The sequence below is a fragment of the Streptomyces xiamenensis genome (assembly GCF_000993785.3).
Classification (GTDB): Bacteria; Actinomycetota; Actinomycetes; order Streptomycetales; family Streptomycetaceae; genus Streptomyces; species Streptomyces xiamenensis.
In genome coordinates this window covers 5346954-5367032 of sequence record NZ_CP009922.3, presented here as the reverse complement: position 1 = coordinate 5367032, position 20079 = coordinate 5346954, and the positions used below count along the sequence as shown (strand labels likewise).

At 73.9% G+C, this 20079-nt stretch carries 21 protein-coding genes and 1 pseudogene; 5 read left to right on the top strand and 17 right to left on the bottom strand.

Features of this window, described 5'->3' with window-relative positions; translation table 11 throughout:
- Nucleotides 1-2: 2 nt before the first annotated feature.
- From SXIM_RS24645 to SXIM_RS24630, 4 genes are read right to left on the bottom strand one after another with little or no spacing between them, the layout of a single operon-like run.
- Complete coding sequence (locus SXIM_RS24645; protein ID WP_078847025.1) at nt 3-1352, bottom strand: MDR family MFS transporter; 1350 nt, start codon at nt 1350-1352, stop codon at nt 3-5.
- The gene (locus SXIM_RS24640; protein WP_107073958.1) at nt 1349-3187 is read right to left on the bottom strand and encodes an ABC transporter permease subunit; all 1839 of its coding nucleotides are present in this window, start codon (nt 3185-3187) and stop codon (nt 1349-1351) included. The genes SXIM_RS24645 and SXIM_RS24640 overlap by 4 nt, the downstream gene beginning before the upstream one ends.
- A gap of 5 nt (nt 3188-3192) precedes the next feature.
- Nucleotides 3193-4698 (bottom strand): ABC transporter substrate-binding protein, encoded by a 1506-nt coding sequence (locus tag SXIM_RS24635; RefSeq protein WP_030731367.1) that lies wholly within the window; start codon nt 4696-4698, stop codon nt 3193-3195.
- Between the two features lie 28 nt (nt 4699-4726).
- Nucleotides 4727-5263, bottom strand: coding sequence for a GNAT family N-acetyltransferase (locus SXIM_RS24630; RefSeq protein ID WP_046725150.1), 537 nt, complete (start codon nt 5261-5263; stop codon nt 4727-4729).
- Nucleotides 5264-5410: 147 nt separating this feature from the next.
- Between SXIM_RS24630 and SXIM_RS24625 the strand changes: the two genes are divergently transcribed.
- Nucleotides 5411-6322: an NADP-dependent oxidoreductase gene (locus SXIM_RS24625; protein WP_046725149.1), complete on the top strand. Its 912-nt coding sequence runs from the start codon at nt 5411-5413 to the stop codon at nt 6320-6322.
- Between the two features lie 72 nt (nt 6323-6394).
- Here the strand turns inward: SXIM_RS24625 and SXIM_RS24620 are convergent, their stop codons facing one another.
- A complete protein-coding gene (locus SXIM_RS24620) occupies nt 6395-7222 on the bottom strand; it encodes an alpha/beta fold hydrolase (RefSeq protein ID WP_030731363.1) in 828 nt (275 codons plus the stop codon).
- 104 nt (nt 7223-7326) lie between these two features.
- Between SXIM_RS24620 and SXIM_RS28355 the strand changes: the two are divergent.
- Nucleotides 7327-9169, top strand: a pseudogene (locus tag SXIM_RS28355) (catalase); the annotation flags it as partial.
- A 2-nt stretch (nt 9170-9171) separates the two neighbouring features.
- On the opposite strand, the gene SXIM_RS24610 reads toward SXIM_RS28355, so the two are convergent.
- From SXIM_RS24610 to SXIM_RS24560, 11 genes are all read right to left on the bottom strand, one after another.
- Nucleotides 9172-10347, bottom strand: coding sequence for a zinc-dependent alcohol dehydrogenase (locus SXIM_RS24610; protein WP_030731359.1), 1176 nt, complete (start codon nt 10345-10347; stop codon nt 9172-9174).
- Between the two features lie 255 nt (nt 10348-10602).
- Nucleotides 10603-10866: a gas vesicle protein K gene (locus SXIM_RS24605; protein WP_046725905.1), complete on the bottom strand. Its 264-nt coding sequence runs from the start codon at nt 10864-10866 to the stop codon at nt 10603-10605.
- Between the two features lie 14 nt (nt 10867-10880).
- Entirely contained in the window at nt 10881-11111 is a 231-nt protein-coding gene (locus tag SXIM_RS24600; RefSeq protein ID WP_030731353.1) for a gas vesicle protein, read from the bottom strand.
- Nucleotides 11098-11940 carry a GvpL/GvpF family gas vesicle protein gene (locus tag SXIM_RS24595; RefSeq protein ID WP_046725145.1) on the bottom strand — a complete coding sequence of 281 codons (843 nt, stop codon included), beginning with the start codon at nt 11938-11940 and terminating at the stop codon, nt 11098-11100. The genes SXIM_RS24600 and SXIM_RS24595 overlap by 14 nt, the downstream gene beginning before the upstream one ends.
- A complete protein-coding gene (locus SXIM_RS24590; protein ID WP_078635408.1) occupies nt 11937-12308 on the bottom strand; it encodes a gas vesicle protein in 372 nt (123 codons plus the stop codon). The genes SXIM_RS24595 and SXIM_RS24590 overlap by 4 nt, the downstream gene beginning before the upstream one ends.
- Nucleotides 12305-13285, bottom strand: coding sequence for an SRPBCC family protein (locus SXIM_RS24585; RefSeq protein ID WP_030731339.1), 981 nt, complete (start codon nt 13283-13285; stop codon nt 12305-12307). The genes SXIM_RS24590 and SXIM_RS24585 overlap by 4 nt, the downstream gene beginning before the upstream one ends.
- Nucleotides 13285-13815: a hypothetical protein gene (locus tag SXIM_RS24580; RefSeq protein ID WP_053116293.1), complete on the bottom strand. Its 531-nt coding sequence runs from the start codon at nt 13813-13815 to the stop codon at nt 13285-13287. The genes SXIM_RS24585 and SXIM_RS24580 overlap by 1 nt, the downstream gene beginning before the upstream one ends.
- Nucleotides 13816-13844: 29 nt before the next feature.
- Nucleotides 13845-14108, bottom strand: a complete 264-nt coding sequence (locus SXIM_RS24575) for a gas vesicle protein GvpG (RefSeq protein WP_046725144.1) — start codon at nt 14106-14108, stop codon at nt 13845-13847.
- A 5-nt stretch (nt 14109-14113) separates the two neighbouring features.
- Nucleotides 14114-14938: a GvpL/GvpF family gas vesicle protein gene (locus SXIM_RS24570; protein WP_046725143.1), complete on the bottom strand. Its 825-nt coding sequence runs from the start codon at nt 14936-14938 to the stop codon at nt 14114-14116.
- A 47-nt stretch (nt 14939-14985) separates the two neighbouring features.
- The gene (gene gvpJ / locus SXIM_RS24565) at nt 14986-15417 is read right to left on the bottom strand and encodes a gas vesicle protein GvpJ (protein ID WP_043177427.1); all 432 of its coding nucleotides are present in this window, start codon (nt 15415-15417) and stop codon (nt 14986-14988) included.
- Between the two features lie 56 nt (nt 15418-15473).
- Nucleotides 15474-15764, bottom strand: a complete 291-nt coding sequence (locus SXIM_RS24560; protein ID WP_030731328.1) for a gas vesicle protein GvpO — start codon at nt 15762-15764, stop codon at nt 15474-15476.
- Between SXIM_RS24560 and SXIM_RS28740 the strand changes: the two genes are divergently transcribed.
- Nucleotides 15763-16788 (top strand): helix-turn-helix domain-containing protein, encoded by a 1026-nt coding sequence (locus SXIM_RS28740; RefSeq protein ID WP_342783634.1) that lies wholly within the window; start codon nt 15763-15765, stop codon nt 16786-16788. The genes SXIM_RS24560 and SXIM_RS28740 overlap by 2 nt on opposite strands.
- A gap of 103 nt (nt 16789-16891) precedes the next feature.
- Here SXIM_RS28740 and SXIM_RS24550 read toward each other — a convergent pair whose 3' ends face one another.
- Nucleotides 16892-17578 carry a TetR/AcrR family transcriptional regulator gene (locus SXIM_RS24550; protein ID WP_375878900.1) on the bottom strand — a complete coding sequence of 229 codons (687 nt, stop codon included), beginning with the start codon at nt 17576-17578 and terminating at the stop codon, nt 16892-16894.
- A gap of 152 nt (nt 17579-17730) precedes the next feature.
- Here SXIM_RS24550 and abc-f point away from each other — a divergent pair, with 152 nt between their 5' ends.
- Together abc-f and SXIM_RS24540 are read left to right on the top strand one after the other, a co-directional pair.
- The gene (gene abc-f / locus SXIM_RS24545; protein WP_030731319.1) at nt 17731-19344 is read left to right on the top strand and encodes a ribosomal protection-like ABC-F family protein; all 1614 of its coding nucleotides are present in this window, start codon (nt 17731-17733) and stop codon (nt 19342-19344) included.
- A gap of 71 nt (nt 19345-19415) precedes the next feature.
- A complete protein-coding gene (locus tag SXIM_RS24540; protein WP_046725141.1) occupies nt 19416-20078 on the top strand; it encodes a CatB-related O-acetyltransferase in 663 nt (220 codons plus the stop codon).
- Nucleotide 20079: the final 1 nt, after the last annotated feature.

The following is a 20079-nucleotide window of genomic DNA, read 5'->3' as shown; positions in this document are numbered from 1 at the left end:
CGTCACCCGCCGGACGGCGGGGCGGGCTGCCGGGCGGCGTGCGGACCGGGGTCGGGGCCCGGGTCGGGAGTCGTGTCGGGGTCCGTGTCGGGCTGCGGTCCGCGCGGGAGCACCAGCACCGCCAGCGCGGTGACGGCGGCCAGGACCAGCCAGGGCACGGCGGGCGGCAGCCCCAGCTGGAGCAGCCCGCCGGTCGCCGAACTGCCCACCAGGACCAGCAGTCCGGAGACCGAGGACAGCGCGCCCATGTACAGGCCGAGCCGTCCCCGGGCCGCGAAGTCGGGCACCCACGCCCGGGCGGCCGGCACGATCAGCATCTGGCCCACCGTCAGCAGGACCACGAATCCGGCGGCGGGCAGCAGCCCGGCCGGACCCGTCCAGCCCGCCGGGCGGGCCACCGCCACCACCGCGAACCCGGCCGCCACCAGCAGCAGTCCGGCCGCCATCGAGCGGCGCGGATCCAGCCGGTCACCCACCAGGCGGCTGACCGGCAGCTGGGCGCAGACCACCAGCAGCGAGGAGAGCGCGAACAGCCAGGACAGCGGCGCCTGCGAGCCGGCCGCCCGCTCCACCTCCTGCGGCAGGGCGAGATACAGCTGGTTGTAGGCGAGCAGATAGCCGCCGTACGCGCAGCACAGAGCGAGGAAACGGCGGTCGCGCAGCAGGGGCGCGAACGCGCCGCCGGCCGGGGGCCGCTCCCTGCCCGGGATGTGCTGCGGCATCAGCCGCGCGTGGCCGGCCAGGACGAGGACGAAGACGGCCGCCCCGCACAGGCACGCGGTGCGGAAGTCGACGGCGAGCAGCAGCCCGCCCAGCAGCGGTCCGACGAACGCCCCCGCCTGGCCGGCCGCCGAGAACAGGGCCAGGACCCGGGTGCGCGGGCCGTGCCCCGCCGCCTCCCACTCCACGGCCTGCCGGGCCACCTCGGATTCGACGGCCGGGGAGAACAGCGCGGCGGCGAAGCCGATCAGCAGCACCGCGCCGATCACCGCCCAGGTGGCCGTCGCGTAACCGAGCCACACGAAGCCGGCGATCCGCAGCGCGCAGCCGGTCAGGACGGCGGGCCGCACGCCGTAGCGGTCCACCAGCCAGCCGCCGGCCAGGAACAGGCCCTGCTGGCTGAAGGTGCGCAGGCCCAGGACGAGGCCGACCAGCCAGCCGGCCATGCCGATCGCCGTCCCCAGGTGCGCGGCGAGGAAGGGCAGCACGGCGAAGAAACCGAGATTGAAGGCGAGTTGGGTGGCGATCAGCAGCCGCGGCAGGGGCGGCAGCCGCCGCCACACCCGCTCGCGCGGTGGGCGGGACCGCGGTCCGGGGCGGGGAGCCAGGATCCGGGCGACGAGCCGGCTCATCGCGCCACCCCTTCGGCCGGGCCCCGGGCGGCGGCCACCGCGGCGGGAGCGGCGACGGGGAAACGCGGCACGGCCGGTGTCGCCCGCCGGCGGCGCACGCCGGGCAGCCGTACCCCGCCGGCCGCCGTCACCGCGAGGGCGCCGAGCAGGGCGAGCGCGGCGGCGGGCGCCAGAACCGTCCACGGCGCGCGTTCGACGTAGGGGTGGTTCTCGGAGAGCAGCAGGCCCCACTCGGGCGAGGGCGGCTGCGCGCCGAGTCCGAGGAAGCCGAGGGCGGCGAGGCTGAGCGCGATGCCGGGCAGCCGGATCAGGGCGTGCCGGACCACCGGCGGCAGCACGGCGGGGAGCAGCACCCGGCGCAGCAGATGACCGGGGCCCGCGCCCAGCGCGCGCGAGGCGGTCACGTGCGGGGCGGCGCGTTCCTGCCGCAGCAGGGCGGAGGTGTGCGCGGCCAGCGCCGTCCAGGCGACCGCGGCCACCGCCAGCGCCGGGACCCACGGCCCGCCGCCCAGCAGCCCGGTGATCAGCAGGGCGGCCGGTACCGGCGGGACGGCGTTGACCGTGTCCACCAGCGGCCCGGACAGCCGGGGCAGCAGCCCGAGCAGCACACCGGCCAGCAGGGCGGCGGCGCTCACCGCCAGTGCGGTGCCCAGGGTGCTCAGCGCGCCGTGCGCGACCCGCGCCAGCAGGTCGCGGCCGAGCGCGTCGGTGCCGAAGGGGTGGGCCCAGGAGGGTGGCTGGAGGCGGGCGGTGGTGTCGAGCGCCAGCGGGTCGCGGGGCAGGCCGAGGCCGATCACGGCGGCGAGGGCGAGCCCGTATCCGAGGGGCGCGAAGCGTGGTTCCCGGCGGGTGGGCCGGTACGCGGAGTGCAGGGCGCCGTCGCGCAGCGCGGGTCCGATCAGCCGCTGTGCGCCGAGCCGGGCGAGCGCGGCGGCCACCGCCGCGAGGGCGACGAGGGCGAGCATGCCGGTCTGGAGCACGGGGAGGTCCTGGGCGAGGGCGGCGCGCAGGGTGAGCCGTCCGAGCCCCGGGATGTCGAAGATCTGCTCGACGGCGACGGCCCCGCCGGTCAGGCCGACGACGAACAGGCCCAGGTTGGGCAGCAGTCCGGGCACGCAGCGGCGCAGCGCGTGCCGGGCCACGGCGGCCGGCGGGATGCCGCGCGCCACGGCGGCCGGCAGCCAGGGTTCGGCGTACGCGGTGGGCAGCAGGTCGGCGAGCAGCCGCCCGAGCACCGCGCCGGCGGGCAGCCCCAGGGCGAGCGAGGGCAGGATCATCCACTGCGGGCCGTACCAGCCGAGCGCCGGCAGCCAGCCCAGTTGCACGCCGATGACGGAGGCCAGGACGGAGGCGAGCAGGAACTCGGGGAGCGCGGCGAGCACGGCCGAGCCCGTACCGCCGGGGCGCCGGGCGGCACGCCGCCGGGCGCCGTGCCACAGCGGGCGGGCGCAGATCGCCGCGACGGTGGCCAGGGCGACGGCGAGGGCGCCGGCCATCAGCAGCAGGGAGATGCCCAGGGCCTGTCCGACGGCTGGCAGGACCTCGGTGCCCGAGACCCAGGACCGGCCGGCGTCGCCGTGCGCCAGCCCGCCGAGCCAGCTGCCGAGCAGGGAGAGGGGCCCCTCGTCCAGGCCGAGGTCGTTCCGGATGGCGTCCAGCGTCTCCGGGGTGGGCTCGCGCTCGGTGGAGCGGGCCTTGAGGACGGTGAGCGCGGGGTCGGTTCGGGACAGCCACGGGAGCAGGCCGATCACGCCGATCAGGGCGGCGAGCAGCGCGAGCCGCCACAGTGCGGTGGCGGCGCGCCGCTCGGGCCGGTGGCGCGCGGTGGTCTTCACGGGTGTCAGCGCCGGGTTCCGAGGCCGACGATCTCCCGTTCGTAGGGGTCCAGGGCGACGCCGGTGACCCCGGCGGCGATGCCGGTCACGACCTTCAGATGGACGAGGGGGATCTCGGCGTCGGTGGCGAGGACGGCGGCCTCGGCGCGCAGCGCGGCGTCCTGCCGGGCGCCGGGTTCCGGCTGGGCGCGGGCCTCGTCGATGAGGGCGTCGACGTGGGCGTCGCACAGCGCGGACAGGTTGAAGCTGCCCTCGCAGGCGTAGCCGCTGGCGAGGACGGTGACCGGGTCGCCGGTGTCGAGCATGACGTTGCGGGCGAGGACGGCGGCGTCGAACGCCCCGGCCAGCAGGTCGCTCTCCAGCCGGGCGTAGGTGCGTACCTCCAGCCGTACGGTGAATCCGGCACGCTCCAGCTGCTGCTGGACCACCTGGGCGGCCTCGGGGAGTTCGGGGCGGTCGCTGTAGGTGGCGATGGTGATGCTCCGCCCGGTGGGGTCGGTGGCCCCGGCGCGGTCCGGCGGCGCGATCCGCTTGCCCTCGGCCCAGCTCAGCGCGGGCCCGAAGATGCCCTGGGCGGGCTGGGCGTAGCCCTCGTAGACGCCCTCGGCGACGGCGGTGGGGTCGATCGCCTCGCGGGCGGCGGCGCGCAGTCCGGCGTCCTCGAAGGCGCCCGCCGCGGTGTTGAGGAACAGGCTGGTGTTGCGGGCGGTGTCGACCTCGTGCGCGGTGCCCTCCTCCAGGGCGGCGATCTGGGCGACCGGTACGGCCTCGGCGATGTCGGCCTCGCCGGTGCGCAGGGCGTTGGCGCGGGCGGTGCCGTCCGAGATGTAGGTGGCGTCGATGCCGGACGCCTGCGCGCGGCCGCCCCAGTGGTCCTCGAAGCGGTCCAGGGTGGCGGCGGTGTCGCCGGTGATGGTGGTGAGTTCGAAGGGTCCGGTGGCGGTGCCGACCGGGTTGACCGTGCCGTCCTCGCCGTAGGCGGCCGGGGCGAACACGGCCAGGCTCGGGTTGGTCAGCCGCAGCGGCAGCACCGGGTCGGGCTCGGCGGTGCCGACCCTGACCTGCCGGTCGCCGACGGCTTCGGCGCTCAGTTCAACTCCGGAGATCGCCGAGGGGGCGGGGTCGGCGGCGGCGGCGCGGGTGAGGGCGGTGGCGACGGCCTGCGCGGTGACCTCGGTGCCGTCCTGGAAGGTGGCCTCGCGCAGGGTGAACAGCCAGCCGGTGCCGTCCGGTTCGGCGCTCCAGGAGGTGGCGAGCGCGGGCACGGCGGTGCCGTTGGCGTCCAGCCGGGTCAGTCCCTCGACGACGCCGAGCCGGGACAGGTCGTAGGCGTCCATGCCGTACGGGGAGTAGTTCTCGGCGGGCGGGAAGGCGAGCGCGACGCGCAGCCGGCCGCCGTCGCCCGGGCCGTCGGGGCCCGCGGCCCGGCCGCCGTCGGAGGAGGCGAAGCAGCCGGTGAGCAGGGGGACGAGCAGCAGCCCGGCTATCAGCCGCGGGCGGGGAGATCTCATGATCCTCGTTCTGTCTTCCTGAGGCGGGTCAGAGAAGGGGGAGTTCGAAGTGCACGACGTCGCTGCCGGCGCCGGGCCGTTCCACCCGCTCGTCACACACGATCTTGCCCAGGGTCTGCCACAGGGCCATCGCGCCGCACAGGTGGGCGTTCGTGTGCAGGTACACGGAACGGTAGCCGCCGTCCCGGACGGCGAAGTCGAGCAGTTCGGTCACCAGCCGCCCGGCGAGGCCGCGCCGCCGGTGCTCGGGGCGTACGTACACGCGCCGCAGCTGCGCCGTCTCGCCCGAGGGGTAGCGGTCGGCCAGCCAGCGCGGGTTGGGGGGATGCGCCGGTCCGCGGGCGTCGAGCGCGCCGGTGGCGGCGACCGTCCCGTCGTGCGTGTCCACGGCGACGAGCAGGGTGTGCCGGGGCGGGCGCAGGTAGAACGATCCCGGGTCGATGATGTCGGCGTGCCAGTGCGGCACGTATCCGGTACCGAAGTCGCGGTACACGGTGTCGAGCATCACGGCCCTGACCTCGTCGAGGTCCGCGTCCGTGGCCGTTCTGATGCGGTAATCATGCACTTGCGAATCATACGCAGAAGGGTTCCGGCGGGAACGGCCCGGCCCCGGGTCACGAGAGCCGGCCCCCGGCCGGCCCGGCGTGGCGCGGCGGCGGGCGCGCCGGGCGGTGCGAGGGTGCTGGCGACAACGGCGAGAAGTGGTGGTGGTATGCCCAAGGCGGTGCTGTTCGACGCGTACGGCGGTCCCGAGGTGCTGCGGGTGGCGGACGTAGCCGTCCCCGAGCCGGAAGGGGACCGGGTGCTGGTGCGGGTGCTGGCCGCGGCCATCAACCCGGGCGAGGCGATGATCCGGGAAGGGCTCCTGCACGACCGGTGGCCGGCGACCTTCCCCTCGGGCCAGGGCAGCGACCTGGCCGGCGTGGTGGAACGGACGGGCCCCGGGGCGCAGGGGGTGGCGACCGGCGACGAGGTCCTGGGCTATACCGACGAGCGGGCCGGCCACGCCGAGTACGTCAGCGTGCCGGCCGGGCAGCTGACCGCCAAGCCGCCGAACGTGCCCTGGGAGGTGGCGGGTTCACTGGCCATCGCCGGCAGCACGGGGTACGCGTGCGTGCGCGCCGTCGCCGCCGGTCCCGGCGACCGGGTCGCGGTGGCCGGTGCCGCCGGGGGCGTGGGCTCGATCGCCGCGCAACTGGCGCGGCACGCCGGGGCGGAGGTGATCGGCATCGCCGGCCCCGCGCACCACTCCTGGCTGAGCGGGCGTGGGATCCAGCCGATGGGCTACGGCGAAGGACTGGAGGAGCGGCTGCGCGCCGCCGGGATCGACGCGCTGATCGACACGCACGGCACCGGCTATGTGCGGCTCGCCATCGATCTGGGCGTGGCACCCGAACGCGTCAACACCGTCGCCGACTTCACCGAGGGGCCGCGGTACGGGGTGCGGATGGACGGCGCGTCCGCCGCCACGGGCGCCGGGGTCCTCGCCGAACTGGCCGCGCTGGTGGCCGACGGCGCCCTGGAGGTGCCCATCGCCGCGACCTACCCCCTGACGGAGGTGAGGGCGGCCTACGAACACCTGGCCACCGGCCACATCCAGGGCAAGATCGTCCTGCTGCCCTGACGGCCGGACCGTCCGCCGGGCGGCCGTCACCCTGTCCCTGGAGCCGCCGGGCCCCGGCGGCTCCCGGCGTGCTCAGCGGGCGAGGAACTCGATCAGGTCGGCGTTGAACCGCTCCTTGTCCCCGCGGACCATGGCGATGCCGTGCGAGCCGCCCTCGTACACCGTGAGGGTGGCGTCGTCGATCAGTTCGGCGGATTTCACGCCGGTGGCGGCGAAGGGCACCACCTGGTCGTCGTCGCCGTGCACCACGAGGGTGGGGATGTCGAACTTCTTCAGGTCCTCCGTGAAGTCCGTGTAGGCGAAGGCGTCCACACAGGCCACCCCGCCCTGGATCGTCTCGTCCATCGCCATGAGCCAGAACGCGTCCTTGTTGCCCTGCGTGACCTTGTTGCCGGGCCGGTTCGCGCCGAAGAATCCCTCGGCCGTGTCCTTCCAGAACTGCGAGCGCTCGTCCAGGATGCCCTGCTTGATCTGGTCGAAGACCTCGTCCGGTACGCCCTCGGCGTTGCCGCGCGACCGGCTCATCAGCGGGGTGATCGCGGACAGCAGGACGGCCGAGCGGATCCGGCCGGTGCCGTGCCGGCCGATGTAGCGGGCGAGTTCACCGCCGCCCATCGAGTGCGCCACCAGCGTGACGTCCCGCAGGTCAAGGCCGGTGAGCAGATCGTTCAGGTCGTCCGCGAAGGTGTCGAAGTCATAGCCGTCGAAGACGGGGGTGGAACGTCCGTGCCCGCGCCGGTCGTGCGCGAGGCCCCGGAAGCCGGCATCGGCCACCGCCTTCAGCTGGTCCTGCCAGGCGTCGCCGCTGAGCGGCCAGCCGTGGATGAAGACGACCGGCCGGCCGCTTCCCCAGTCCTTGTAGAAGATGTCGACGCCGTCGCGAGTGGTGCAGATGGGCATGGCAGTCCCTTCCAGGTGCGCGCTGCGCGCTCGGTCTCGTGGGCCACCTCCCACCGTCGGCCGCTCACCCGACCGGCGCATCCGTACCGCCCGCGCACTGCTCCATGCGGGTGACGGCGGCGACCGCGCGTGACGGAGGACCACGGCACGAGCCCGGAACACACCCGCCGGAGCGTCCTCGACCCGGCGCCGCCCGGCTGCTCCAGTGGAGACGCTTTGTTCATTTTGTCCGAACATCGGACCACGTCCGTCCCCGGCGACCCCAGGAGCCTCCCTGCCCGAGCCCTCCCGCGCCGCCGCCGACCCGGGCGACCCCCCGTCCGAGACCCTGGGACGGCCCGCCGCCCAGCCGCCCTCGCCCGCCGAGCCCACGCAGGTACGGGAGCCCCTGCCCCCAAGCCGGGCCGCGCGGCCCCATCCTGCTCCGGGACCACCACCTGCGGGAGAAGATCACCCACTTCGACCACGAGCGGATCCCCGAGCGGGTGGTGCCCGCGCGCGGCGCCGCGGCGCACGGGGTCTTCAAGGGCTACGGCACGGCCGGCCACATCACCAAGGCCGCGTTCCTCGGCAAGGACGTCAGCACCCCGGTCTTCGTCCGCTTCTCCACCGTGCTCGGCTCGCGCGGCTCCACCGACACCGTGCGCGACACCCGCGGCTTCGCGACGAAGTTCTGCACCACCGAGGGCACCTTCGACCTGGTCGGCAACAACATCCCGGTCTTCTTCATCCAGGACGCCATCAAGTTCCCCGACGTCATCCACGCCGGCAAGCCGCACCCCGACCGGGAGATCCCGCAGGCCCAGAGCGTCCACGACACCTTCTGGGACTTCGTCGCCCTGCACACCGAGGCCACCCACCACACCCTGTGGAACATGTCCGACCGCGGCATCCCCCGCTCGTACCGGATGATGGAGGGCTTCGGCATCCACACCTTCCAGCTGGTCAACGACCGGGGACGAGACGACCCTGGTGAAGTTCCACTGGAAACCGCGCCTGGGCGTGCACTCCATGGTCTGGGAGGAAGCCCCGCTGACGGGCGGGATCGACCCCGACTTCCACCGGCGCGATCTGGCCGACGCGATCGAGGCGGGCGCGTACCCCCAGTGGGAGCTGGGTGTGCAGATCTTCGCCGACACCGAGGAACAGCTCTTCGAAGGCATCGGCCTGCTGGACCCCACCCACATCGTTCCCGAGGAACTCGCCCCGGTACACCCCATCGGGCTGCTCACCCTCAACGCCAACCCGGTCAACTACTTCGCCGAGACCGAACAGGTGGCCTTCCACCCCGGGCACCTGGTGCCGGGCATCGACATCACCGACGACCCGCTGCTGGCCGGGCGGCTGTTCTCGTACCTGGCCGGGGCGGGCGAAGGGGTGTACATCGAGGTGCCCCGCGAGGTGCCGGCCTGCCGCACCGTGCGGCAGGCGGCGGCGAGCTTCGAGGACCACTTCAGCCAGCCGCGCCGGTTCTGGCTGAGCATGACCCCGGTGGAACGCGAACACATCATCGCCGCCTACACCTTCGAGCTGGGCAAGTGCTACGAGCAGGCCGTCAAGGAACGGATGCTGGGGGTGCTGGCCCGCATCGACCCGGTGCTGTGCGAACGCGTCGCCGCCGGACTCGGACTGCCCGGCCCCACGTCCCCGGCCGGACTGCCGGCGGTCCAGGCCTCCCCCGCCCTCTCCCAGCTGGGGAAGGAATGGCCGCTGGACGGCCGGGTGATCGGGATCGTCACGCACGGAAGGGACGGCCGGGCCCTCGAAGGGGTGCGGACGGTACGCCAGTCCGCGCTCGCGGCGGGACTGGTGCCGCTGGTCATCGCCGCGACGGGTGGGGTACTGGACGCGGAGAACGACCCGGTGACGGTGCGGCGGACGTTCGCCACCGCGCGCTCCGTGGAGTTCGACGCCGTCCTGCTGGCCGGCGCTGCCGCTGCCGCCGCCGTTCAGGGCCGGAGCACGACCTTGCCGGTCTCCTTGAGCTGGAACCGGTCGTACGCCTCCGGGGCCCGCTCCAGGGGGAGGTGGTGGGTGGCGAAGTCGTCCACGCCCAGCGGATCGTCCTCGCCGAGCAGCGGCAGGATCTCCGGCACCCAGTGCTTCACATTGGCCTGCCCCATCCGCAGCGTGATCTGCTTGTCGAACAGGGTGAGCATCGGCAGCGGGTCGGCCATGCCGCCGTAGAGCCCGCTCAGCGCGATGGTGCCGCCGCGCCGCACCATGTCGATGGCCAGGTAGAGCGCGGCCATCCGGTCCACGCCCGCCTTTCCCGCCATCCGCTCGGCCAGCGCGGACGGCAGCAGCCCGGCCAGTCCCTGGAGCGCGGCGCCCCCGGTCCCGCCGTGGGCCTCCATCCCGACCGCGTCGATCACCGCGTCCGGCCCGCGCCCCGCGGTGAGGTCGCGGACGGCCGCCGCGATGTCCTCGTGCACCTCCAGATCGAGGGTCTGCACCCCGCGGGCCGCGGCCCGCTCCAGGCGGTCCGGCACCAGATCGATGCCGATGACCTGACCGGCGCCCCGGAAGCGGGCGACGCGGCAGACCATGTCGCCGACGGGCCCCAGTCCCAGCACGGCGACGCTGCCGCCGGCCGGGACCGCCGCCTGCTCCACCGCCTGCCAGGCGGTCGGCAGCACATCGGAGAGATACAGGTAGCGGTCGTCCGGCACCCCGTCGGGGACCTTGACCGGGCCGTACTGCGCCTGCGGGACGCGCAGATACTCGGCCTGGGCGCCGGGCACCGACCCGTACAGCTTGGTGTAGCCGAACAGCGCGGCACCGCTGTCCTGCCCGCGTACCTGGGTGGTCTCGCACTGGGTCTGCAGTCCGCGCCGGCACATGAAGCAGGTGCCGCAGGCGATCTGGAACGGCACCACCACCCGGTCCCCGGGCGCGATGCCGGTCACTTCGGAGCCGACTTCCTCCACCACCCCCAGCGGCTCGTGGCCCAGGATGTCGCCCGGGGTCATGAACGGGCCCAGGACCTCGTAGAGGTGGAGGTCCGAGCCGCACAGCCCGGTGGAGGTGACGCGTATCAGGGCGTCGGTGGGCTGCTGCAGCACCGGGTCGGGGACCTCGTCGACCCGGACGTCGCGCTTGCCGTGCCATACGGCGGCCTTCATGGGCCAGCTCCTGTCGTCGTCGGTGCGGGGGGGCGCGGCCGACAGCCGACGGCGGGGCCCTCGCCGGGCGGGGCCACGGCCGACCGGCCGCCTGTTCGCCGGGGCCGCCCTCCTCTGTTGTGCTCCTTCCCCGTGCCCCCGGGTACCTCGCACGGCGGAGATCACACCTGCCCGTCCCACTCACCGCCGGTGACCGGAACCAGGGCGGCGAAACCGGCGGCGGGCGGGACGCACCACGGGCCGGGCCGGGACCGCTCAGTCGCGGGGCAGCAGGGAGCCCAGCGGCCCCAGGTCGAGGTTCAGGTCCTCGGGCCGCAGGCCGAAGGTGGTACGGAGCTCGCCCATCCGCTGCTCCAGCAGCATCAAGGTGGTGCCGATGCGGTCGATCTGCTCCTCGGAGAGTTCGCCCGAGTCCACCCGGCGCAGCGCCTGCCGTTCCATCAGCTGCCGCAACAGCTCCACCACGGTCAGCACCAGCGCCACCAGGTCGCGGCCCACCGAGCCCTCGTCCAGATCCATGCGGCGCTCCGGGGTCACCACGGCCCACCGTCCGCCCAGGGCGCCGGCATCCGGTCGCTGACCGAGGACAGCAGCGCGTGCAGGGACAGCCGCACCAGCGGCACCTCGGCGATCGCGATCACCACATCGCCGCTGATCACCACGCCGGTGGCCATCACCCGGTCCAGCAGGTCCACCAGCGGCACCCCGATCGGCCCGTACGGGCCCTGCTCGCCCTGCCAGGGGATCGTCTCAGAGGACGGCATCGGCGCGCTCCTCCTCGTCGCACTGGTCGAGCCGGGCGAAGGAGTACGGGACCCACGGGCCGGTCACCTCGATCCGGGCGTGCCGGGCGATCGCGGGGTCGGCCGCCAGGGTGCCGGCCAGTTCGCGCAGTTCCGCCGCCCGGTGGTGGTCGAGCAGCAGGGCGGCGTTGAGGAGTTGGCGCGGTCCGCCGCCGCCGAGAACCGGATCCTGTGGCCGCAGCCGGCGGGCGGCCACAGCGGTGCGGCGTACCGCGGCGTACACCCGCTCGGCGGTGCGCCAGGCCACCTCCTGCCGTTCCTCGCGCTCCTGCTGCCGGCCGCGTACCCGGGCGAGGTAGGCGCGGCCGTCGGCGGGGGCAGCGGCGAGCTCCGGCGCGGCCGGGGCCGGTGCGCCGGGGGCCGCGGTGACCTTGACCCCCCACTCCGTGCGGTGCCGCAGCCGGTCCAGGACCCGGACGAAGCCCCGCGCCCGCTCGGCGACGGCCGCCACGGCCCGCTCATCGCTGAGGTAGAGCGTGGCGAGGGGAAAGGGCACGACGGGCGCGGTACGGGCCACGGCGGTGATGACGGCGTGATGGTCCCGGGCGCAGCGCTCCAGCTCGGCCGGGTCGCCCAGCCGCTCGGGCAGCGTCTCGGGGGCGAAGTCGGCGGCCGGTACGTTCTGGGCGACCACCGCCAGCGGCCCGGCCGTCAGCAGGCGCACCGGCCCACCGCCCGTGTGCCCCGCGACCCCGCTCAGCACAGGGGCGGCGGAGGCGGGGCAGACCGCGAAGACGCAGACGGTGGAACCGGATTGATCGTCGGGGCGGTGCGCCGTGGGCTCGGTCATGCGGTCTCGGACTCCTTGTGCCGGTCGCGCCGGTGATCGCTGGTGGTCTCCAGTTCGCACAGCCGTTCCCGGAGCCGCTTGTTCTCGTCGTACAGGGCGTCGCGGGCGGCCCGGGAGGAGAGCGCGGGCTCGGTCTCCCACCAGTCGATGCCGGCCTTGCGCGCGGTGTCGACGGAGGAGATGAACAACCGGACGCGGATGGTCAGCAGTTCGATGTCGAGCAGGTCGATTTTGATGTCGCCCGCGATGACCACGCCCTTGTCGAGGATCCGCTCCAGGATGTCGGCGAGGTTGGCGGTGCGGGGCGGGTACGGCTCCAGCGGCTCGTACGCCTCCAGGGGCTGAAGCGTCCGGCGGGTCGAGGTCATCGGCGGCCTCGCTTCCGGCCCTTGCGCTTGCCCTTGCCCTCGTCCTCTTCTTCCTCGTCGTCCTCGCCCTCTTCGCCTTCCTCTTCTTCTTCTTCCTCGTCCTCGTCCTCCCACTCCCCTTCCGCGTCCTCGTCCTCGTTCTCCTCCTGGTCCTCCGGCTCCTCGTCCTCGGGCCCGCGGACCACCTCGCCCTCCCTGATCTCCCCGCGCCAGCCCTCGGGTTCGTCCTCGGCGGCGGCGAGCGTCACATGGCTCTGGAACCGTTTCAGATCGAGCCGCAGCCGACGGCCCTGTGCGCGCCAGATGTTGGCGGTCTTCTCGAAGAAGCCGGCCGGGGTGTACTCGACGACCACCACGATTCTGGTGAGCCGGGGCGTCAGTTCGTGGAAGGACACCACACCCCGGGTGGTGCCCTTGGAGCCCTCCGAGGTCCATTCCACGCGCTCGTCGGGCACCTGCTCCTGAGTGGTCGCCTTCCAGGTACGGGTGGACGGGCCGATCTTGGCCCGCCAGTCGCTCTCGGTGTCGTCCGAGCGCTCGACGTTCTGCACACCCTTCATGAACTTGCCGAACCCCTCGAACGAGGTCCAGTGGTTGTAGCACACGCTCAGCGGCACGCCGACGTCGACGGTTTCGATGATGAAGGTGGACTTCATCCCGTCGGCCTCGCCCTTGCCGTCCCCGCCCTCCCCCTTCTCCCCTTCGTCGCCGCCGCCCATTCCCGGGATGACCTTCTTCACCGGATCGATCGCCGCCTTCTTCACCGGTTCGACCGCCGCTTCCTTCACCAGGTTGCGGGCTCCCGAGGCGGGTGCGCCGGCGAGCCGCCCCGCCATGTGCTGCACCCGGTGGCCCGCCGCCCGGGTCAGGTGGTGGGCGCGGGCGCCGAGGTAGCCGGTGAGTTCTTCCCGCAGCCGTTCCAGGCTGCCGCTCACGCCGCCGTCGGACGTCTGCGTCGCTTCTTGGGACTTCGCCATCAGGATGCCTCCGATGCCCTGGACCGACTGCTCTTGCTCGGCGACCGCTTCTTGTCCGGCGCCTTCTTTCCGGTCCCCGCCTTGGCCTTGGGCTTCGGCTTGGACGACGGTTTCGCCTTCGGCCCGGACCCGGCGCCGGATTTCGCCTTCGGCTTCGGCTTGCGCTCCGGCTCCGGCTCCTCCTGCTCCGGCTCCTGCTCCTGCTCCTGCTCGGCCGAGACGCCCTCCAGGGCCTGGGCGCCGCGGCGCAGGGCTTCGGAGAGCGCGTCGATCCGGGCGGTGGCCGCGGCCATGACCGCGCTGCGGCCGGACTCCAGCAGATCACCCCGTACCTGATCGCTCAGCGCTCCGAACCGGGGATGCTCCCGCAGCCTGCGCCCGCCCTCCTCGGCCAGGTGCCGCGGGGTGAGCGGGAAGCGGCGGCCGATGACGTAGGTGGCGATGGCGAAGGCCACTTTGGCCTTGCGGGTACGGCCCAGCACATAGCCCCCGGCGATTCCGGCCGCCAGCGCGGCCTTGCTGTTGTCCATCGGTACTGCCGCCTTTCCTCGTACGTGGCTCAGTCGGTGACAGGGGGCGGGGAGGGGTGGTCGGGGTCCTGTCGCTGCTGGATGGCGAGCAGCAACCGCTCCTCCCCGGCCTCGAACTCCTCCTCGTCGATCTCGCCGTCCTCCAGCGCGCGGTGGAGTTCCCGCAGCCGCGCCATCAGCGGGGCCGGGTCGTACAGCTCCTCCTCGGCGGCGTCGGCGATGCGGCCGGCGAACCAGGCGGTCGCCCGGACGGGGGCCAGAGGCAGCAGCAGGATCTCGGTGAGCAGACCCATGGCGGTCAGGCCCCCGGGGTGGTGGGAGCGGAACGGGCGGACGTGGTGGCCGGATCCGGGGCCCGGCCGGCGCGGGGGCCGGCTCTGGCGCGAGGGCGTGCCCGCTCCGGCGCGGCCGGGACCCCGGTAAAGCTGAAGCAGGGCAACGGCCCGGACAACCGCAGCTCGACCTGCCCGCGATACGCGGCGGAGCAGGACTCGACGGCCGCCCGGAACTCCTCCTGCGCGTCCCGGCCGAGAAGGAAGGACATGTTGAGGACGCAACCCTCGATCTCCGGCCCGGCGGCAGTCGCCTCGGCCAGCGCCCCCACCCGTTCCAGGGTGCGGGCCGCCGCCCTGGCCGCGCGCCGGCCCAGGCCCTCCGCGATGGCCTGGCCGAGCCTGATGCTGCTCTCGTATCCCGGCCGTGCTCTGGACTCCCGGTGCAGCCGACGCACCTGGTTGTCCTCCCGCAGGAGTTCGGACAGGCCGTCCTCCAGCACGAGAGCCTTCAGGTTCATCTCGACCCGGCCGTCCAGCCGTTCCAGGAGCGCCAGTTGTTCCTGCGGCGCGTCGGCCAGCCGGGTGCGGAGGGTCTCCTCGTCCGGGGCGACGGAGCCGAACCGCATCGGGATGACGGGGCCTTCGGCCGCCAGCCCCAGCAACGTCTCCTGGTGGGCGAGCAGATCGCGGCGCCGGGCCAGCAGTCCGGCCGGGGCGGCGCTGACCACGGCGGTCAGCTGGCCCACCGGCAGGGCGCGCAGGGGTTCGGGAGGGCTGCCCACCCCCGTCGCCCCGGGCGGCAGCCGGTGTCCGGTGCGGACGATGCCGTACGCGTAGACCTGGTCCATCTCAGTCAGCCTCGCTCCGTCGTTCAGTCGCTCGGTCGTTCCATGGCTCAGTCGGCGCCCGGAATGGCGCTCTTGACCTTGTCCTTCGCCCCGCCCATCGCCTTCTTGGTCCGGCCGGCGACCCCCTTGACCTTCTTCTCGCCGGCCTCGGCGGCCTTCTTGGCACCCTTCTCGCCCGCCTTGCGGACCATGCCGCCACCGCCGCCCATGCCGCCGAACAGCTCGGGGACGGTACGGCTGCGGCTGTCCGCCTCCAGGTCCAGGCGGTTGCATGCCTCGGCGAACCGCAGATAGGTGTCGACGCTGGCGATGACGATCCTTATGTCGATCTTGACGATCTCGATTCCGACCAGTGAGACCCGCAGAAAGACATCGATGACCATGCCCCGGTCGAGAATGATGTCGATGACGTCGTAGAGCGTGCCGGTGCGGGGCACGCACGCGACATCCTCGCGATAGGTGGTCGTGGTCGTGCTCATGGGCTCTCCCTCGGTCGTCCGTTCCCGGAGCCGCTCGGCCCCGGGCTTCGCTGGGGCTAGTCGTCGGTGGCGCAGCGCCGGTAGCGGCGCACCCGCTCGTACTGCACGAGCCGGCCGTTGTGGTCGAGATCGACCTCGTAGGTGGCCATGAGACTGGTGGTGTCCGGGATGCGGGGCACCTCGATCACGTCGACGCGTACCCGCCACCCGTCCTCGAGCGGGCTGACGGCGGAGACACCGTCCACCGCGTGGCCGGTCAGGGCCGACAACCGCCGCCCGGCCCGGCGGGCCGCGCCGATGGGCCCCTTGACCGGGGCGGAGCGCTGCTTCTCAGAGTGGTGAGGCATGACCTCATCTCGCCACGGTCCGGCCTTCCGCGCACCCGCAGTTGGGCTGTTGGGAGCGCGGAGAGCGGGCCGGTCGGGTGGTGCCGGGGCGCCGTCCGGCGCGGGCGGTGCGGCGAGAGCCTTCGGGCGCGGCTGCCGGCGGTCGGGGTGCCCCGCTCGTTGCCGATCCGCGCGGTGGGCTCCGCACTGCGCCGGGACGGTGACGGTGGTGCCGGCAGCGGTCGCGGGTCCGGCGGGCGCCGGCCCGTGCGGGTGGTGCGGGCGGCGACGGTGGTACGGAGGGGGCGCCCGCCTCCGTCCTACGATGGCCGGGTACGACGGAGGTGGATCGCCGGTGGGGAGCTACACCGCACGACGCGGGGCGCGGACGGGCGCGCTCGTGTGGTGTGTGGTCCCGGACGGCCCGGAGCATCGCGTCGATCCCGATGGCGTGCTGGATCTGATGTGGTTCCGGGAGCGCTTGATCGTGGCGGGCCCCGATACCCGGAGCATGCTCGCGCGGACCCGTGCCGGTGAGGTCACCTGGGGCCTGCGGCTGGCTCCCGGTGTGGGGCACGCGCTGTTCGGGGTGCCGGCGCACGAGCTGACGGACCGGCGCGTCGTGTTGTCCGACCTGGTGAGGCTTCCGGCCTACGGGGGCCCGTCGTTCGGTGAGGACCCGGCCGGTGCGCTGGAACGGGTCTTCGTCGCCCTGTGGGAGCGGGCGGAGCCGGAGCGCCGTGGCCTGCGGAGGGCGGCCGCGCTGGACAGCGCCGCTCGCGAGGGGCTGAGCGTGCGCGAGACGGCGGAGCTGCACGGTCTGTCGGTGCGCTCGCTGCACCGGCTGAGCAACCGGCTGTTCGGTTACGGGCCGAAGACGCTCCAGGGGATTCACCGCTTTCAGCGCGGTCTCCACCTGGCGCGGGCCGGTGTTCCGCTGCGTGACGCTGCGGCGACGGCCGGCTATGCCGACCAGGCGCACTTCACCCGGGAGGCCAAACGGCTCACCGGCCGGACACCGGGCGCGCTCACCCGGGCGACGTAGCGCGTCGGCCGCGCCGCCGTCCCGCACCGCGGGGCCGCCGCACCGGAGGGCGCCGGCCCGCGTGGAGCGGCGCGAGGATGTACGGAACGGCTGACCGTGCCGCTCAACTGCCGGGCGCCGACGGGGACCGGGCGAAGGCGCCGGCCGCAGCGGCGAGGGTGGCGGTGCGGGCCGCGTGGCGGGGCAGTTGCGGGTCCAGCGGCGTACGCAGCAGCACCAGGTGGTGGTACAGCGGTGCGGTGGCGGCGATGAGCAGGCGCCGGGCGTCGGTGTCCGGCGGGAGTTCGCCGCGCCGGATGGCCCGGCCGACGACGATGTCGCAGCGCGTGTACCGGTCCTCCCAGAGCCGCCGCTGGGCCTGGGCCGCCTTCTCGGAGCGGAACGAGGCGGCGATCAGGGCCTCCATGACCGGCGGCTGTGCCGTCATGGCCGTCTGGATCTCCTGGTTCAGCGCCGTCAGGTCCTCCTCCAGCGAGCCGGTGTCCGGTGGCTGCCAGTCGTCGTCGCCCGCGGCGTCGAGCACGTCGGCGAGCAGCGCGCCCACGTCGCCCCAGCGTCGGTAGACCGTGGTGCGGTGCACGCCGGCGCGGGCGGCGACGCCGTCGGTGGTGAGCCCGTCGTAGCCGTGTTCGCCGAGCTCCGCGCGGACCGCGTCGAGCACCTGGGCACGGACCCGGGCGGTGCGGCCGCCGGGCCTGCGGCGTGGCGGTGGTGGCCGGGTCTCCGCCGGGCCCGGCGGCGTTTCCGGCGCCGCCTCCGCCGCTGGTTCCGGGTCTGGGGGTGTCGTCACGGGGCAATCCGTTTGCTCGGGGACAGCGACGTGGCACGATCTTAACGCATCAGTTGTCGCACTAACGGAGCGGTCCATGTTCTTCCGAAGCGTTCACCCGGCCGCGCGGCCCCTCACCGCCGCCTCACCCACCCACGCTCCGGAGTCCTCGTATGCCCACCCAGATCACCGCACGCTCCGTCAGCAAGTCCTTCGACGGCAGGACCGTCCTCGACTCGGTGACCTGCTCGCTCGCCCCGGGCGAGCGCACCGGGATCATCGGTGAGAACGGATCCGGCAAGAGCACGCTGCTGCGTCTGCTCGCCGGACGGGAACAGCCCGATGAGGGCGAGATCGTCGTCCGGGCCGCCGGTGGCGTCGGGTACCTCGCCCAGGACGAGCGGCCGGCCCCCCGGTCCACCGTCCAGCAGGTCATCGACCGCGCCCTGGGTGAACTGCGCGCCGTGCAGCGGCGCATGCGGCGGCTGGAAGCCTCGATGGCCGAGGGCGACACAGCGGGCCTGGCCGAGTACGGCGGCCTGCTGACGGTCTTCGAACTGCGCGGCGGCTACGAGGCCGACGCCCGCGTGGAACGTGCCCTGCACGGTCTCGGCCTGGGACTGGTCGGGCGCGACCGTACCGTGGGCACGCTGTCCGGTGGCGAACAGGTCAGGCTGCGGCTGGCGGCCGTGCTGGCCGCCGCGCCGGAGATCCTGTTGCTGGACGAGCCGACCAACCATCTCGACGAGGCGGCCCTGCGCTGGCTGGAGGACCACCTGCGTACCCGGCGCGGCAGCACCGTCGCCGTCTCCCACGACCGGGTCTTCCTCGAACGGGTGGCCACCAGCCTGCTGGAGGTGGACGCCGACCGGCATCGCGTCGTCCGGTACGGCAACGGCTACCCCGGGTACCTCGCCGAGCGGACGGCCGCCCGCCACCGCTGGGTCCAGGCGTACGACCGGTGGCGGACCGACATCGACCGGCTCCGCGAGACCGCCGCGACCACCGCACGGCAGGTGGCCCACGGCCGTCCGATGAAGGACGGCAACAAGATGGCGTACGACCGGGCGGGCGGCCGGGTGCAGCAATCGCTGGCCGGCCGGGTGCGCAACGCCGAGGAGCGGCTGCGCCGGCTGCTCGCCGACCCCGTCCCGCCGCCGCCCGAACCGCTGCTTTTCGCCCCCGCCCTGCGGACGGGGCACCGGGAGGGCGTCGTCCTCGACGCCACCGACATCGCCGTCACCGGCCGGCTCGACCGCACCCGCCTCACCCTCACGGCGGGCGAACACCTGCTGGTCACGGGGCCGAACGGGGCGGGAAAAAGCACCCTGCTGCGGGTCCTGGCCGGGGACATCGCGCCCGACGGCGGGAGCGTCACCCGCCGCGGCAGGGTCGGGTACCTGTCCCAGGACCCACGGCCCGGCGCACCGCAGGAGACCGTCCTGGCCGCCTTCGCCCGCGGCCGGGCGGGAGATGCCGACACGCACACCGAACGGCTGCTGTCACTGGGCCTGTTCGAGCGCGACCGGTTGACGGTGCCGGTCGGCCGGCTGTCCACCGGGCAGCGGCAGCGCCTCGCCCTGGCCCGGCTGCTCAGCGAGCCGTGGGATGTTCTGCTGCTCGACGAACCCACCAACCACCTCTCCCCCGGACTGGTCGAGGAGTTGGAGACCGCGCTGCGCGGTTTCGCGGGGGCCGTCGTCATCGTCAGCCACGACCGGCGGCTGCGCGGCCGCCACCGGGGCCGCCACCTGGCCCTGCGGGCGACCGCGCGGGCGGCGGTGTGAGTCACCGCCCCGCCTCTCCTCCCCCGCCGGAAGACACGTCTTCCTGCCCGGACTTCGCAAAGGAAACAGCCATGCCACCCGTCCCGCCCGTCCTGCCCGACCCGACCGTCACGCACCCGATGCCGGAACAGCCCCGGGTGGTTCTGCTGAAGCCGCTGATCACCTCGCCGCTGATCGAGGCGGGCGAATTCTCCTACTACGACGATCCCGATGACCCCACCGCCTTCGAGACCCGCAACGTGCTCTACCACTACGGCCCCGAGAAGCTGGTCATCGGCAGGTTCTGCGCGCTGGGAGCGGAGGTGCGGTTCCTCATGAACGGCGCCAACCACCGCATGGACGGGCCCTCCACGTTCCCGTTCCCCATCATGGGCGGCTCCTGGGCCGAGCACGTCGACCTCATCTCCGGACTGCCGGGACGCGGTGACACCGTGGTGGGCAACGACGTCTGGCTCGGCTACCGCACGCTGGTGATGCCCGGTGTCCGGATCGGCCACGGGGCGATCATCGCCTCCGGCTCCGTCGTCGTCGACGACGTTCCCGACTACGGCATCGTCGGCGGCAACCCCGCGCGGCTCATCCGCCGCCGGTACGCGGACGCCGACATCGACCGCCTGCTGGCCCTCGCCTGGTGGGACTGGCCGCTGCCGCATCTCACCGCACAGCTGCGCACCATCATGTCCGGGACGATCGACGACCTGGAGGCCGCGGCTCCCGCCCCCGGTCGTCCCTGAA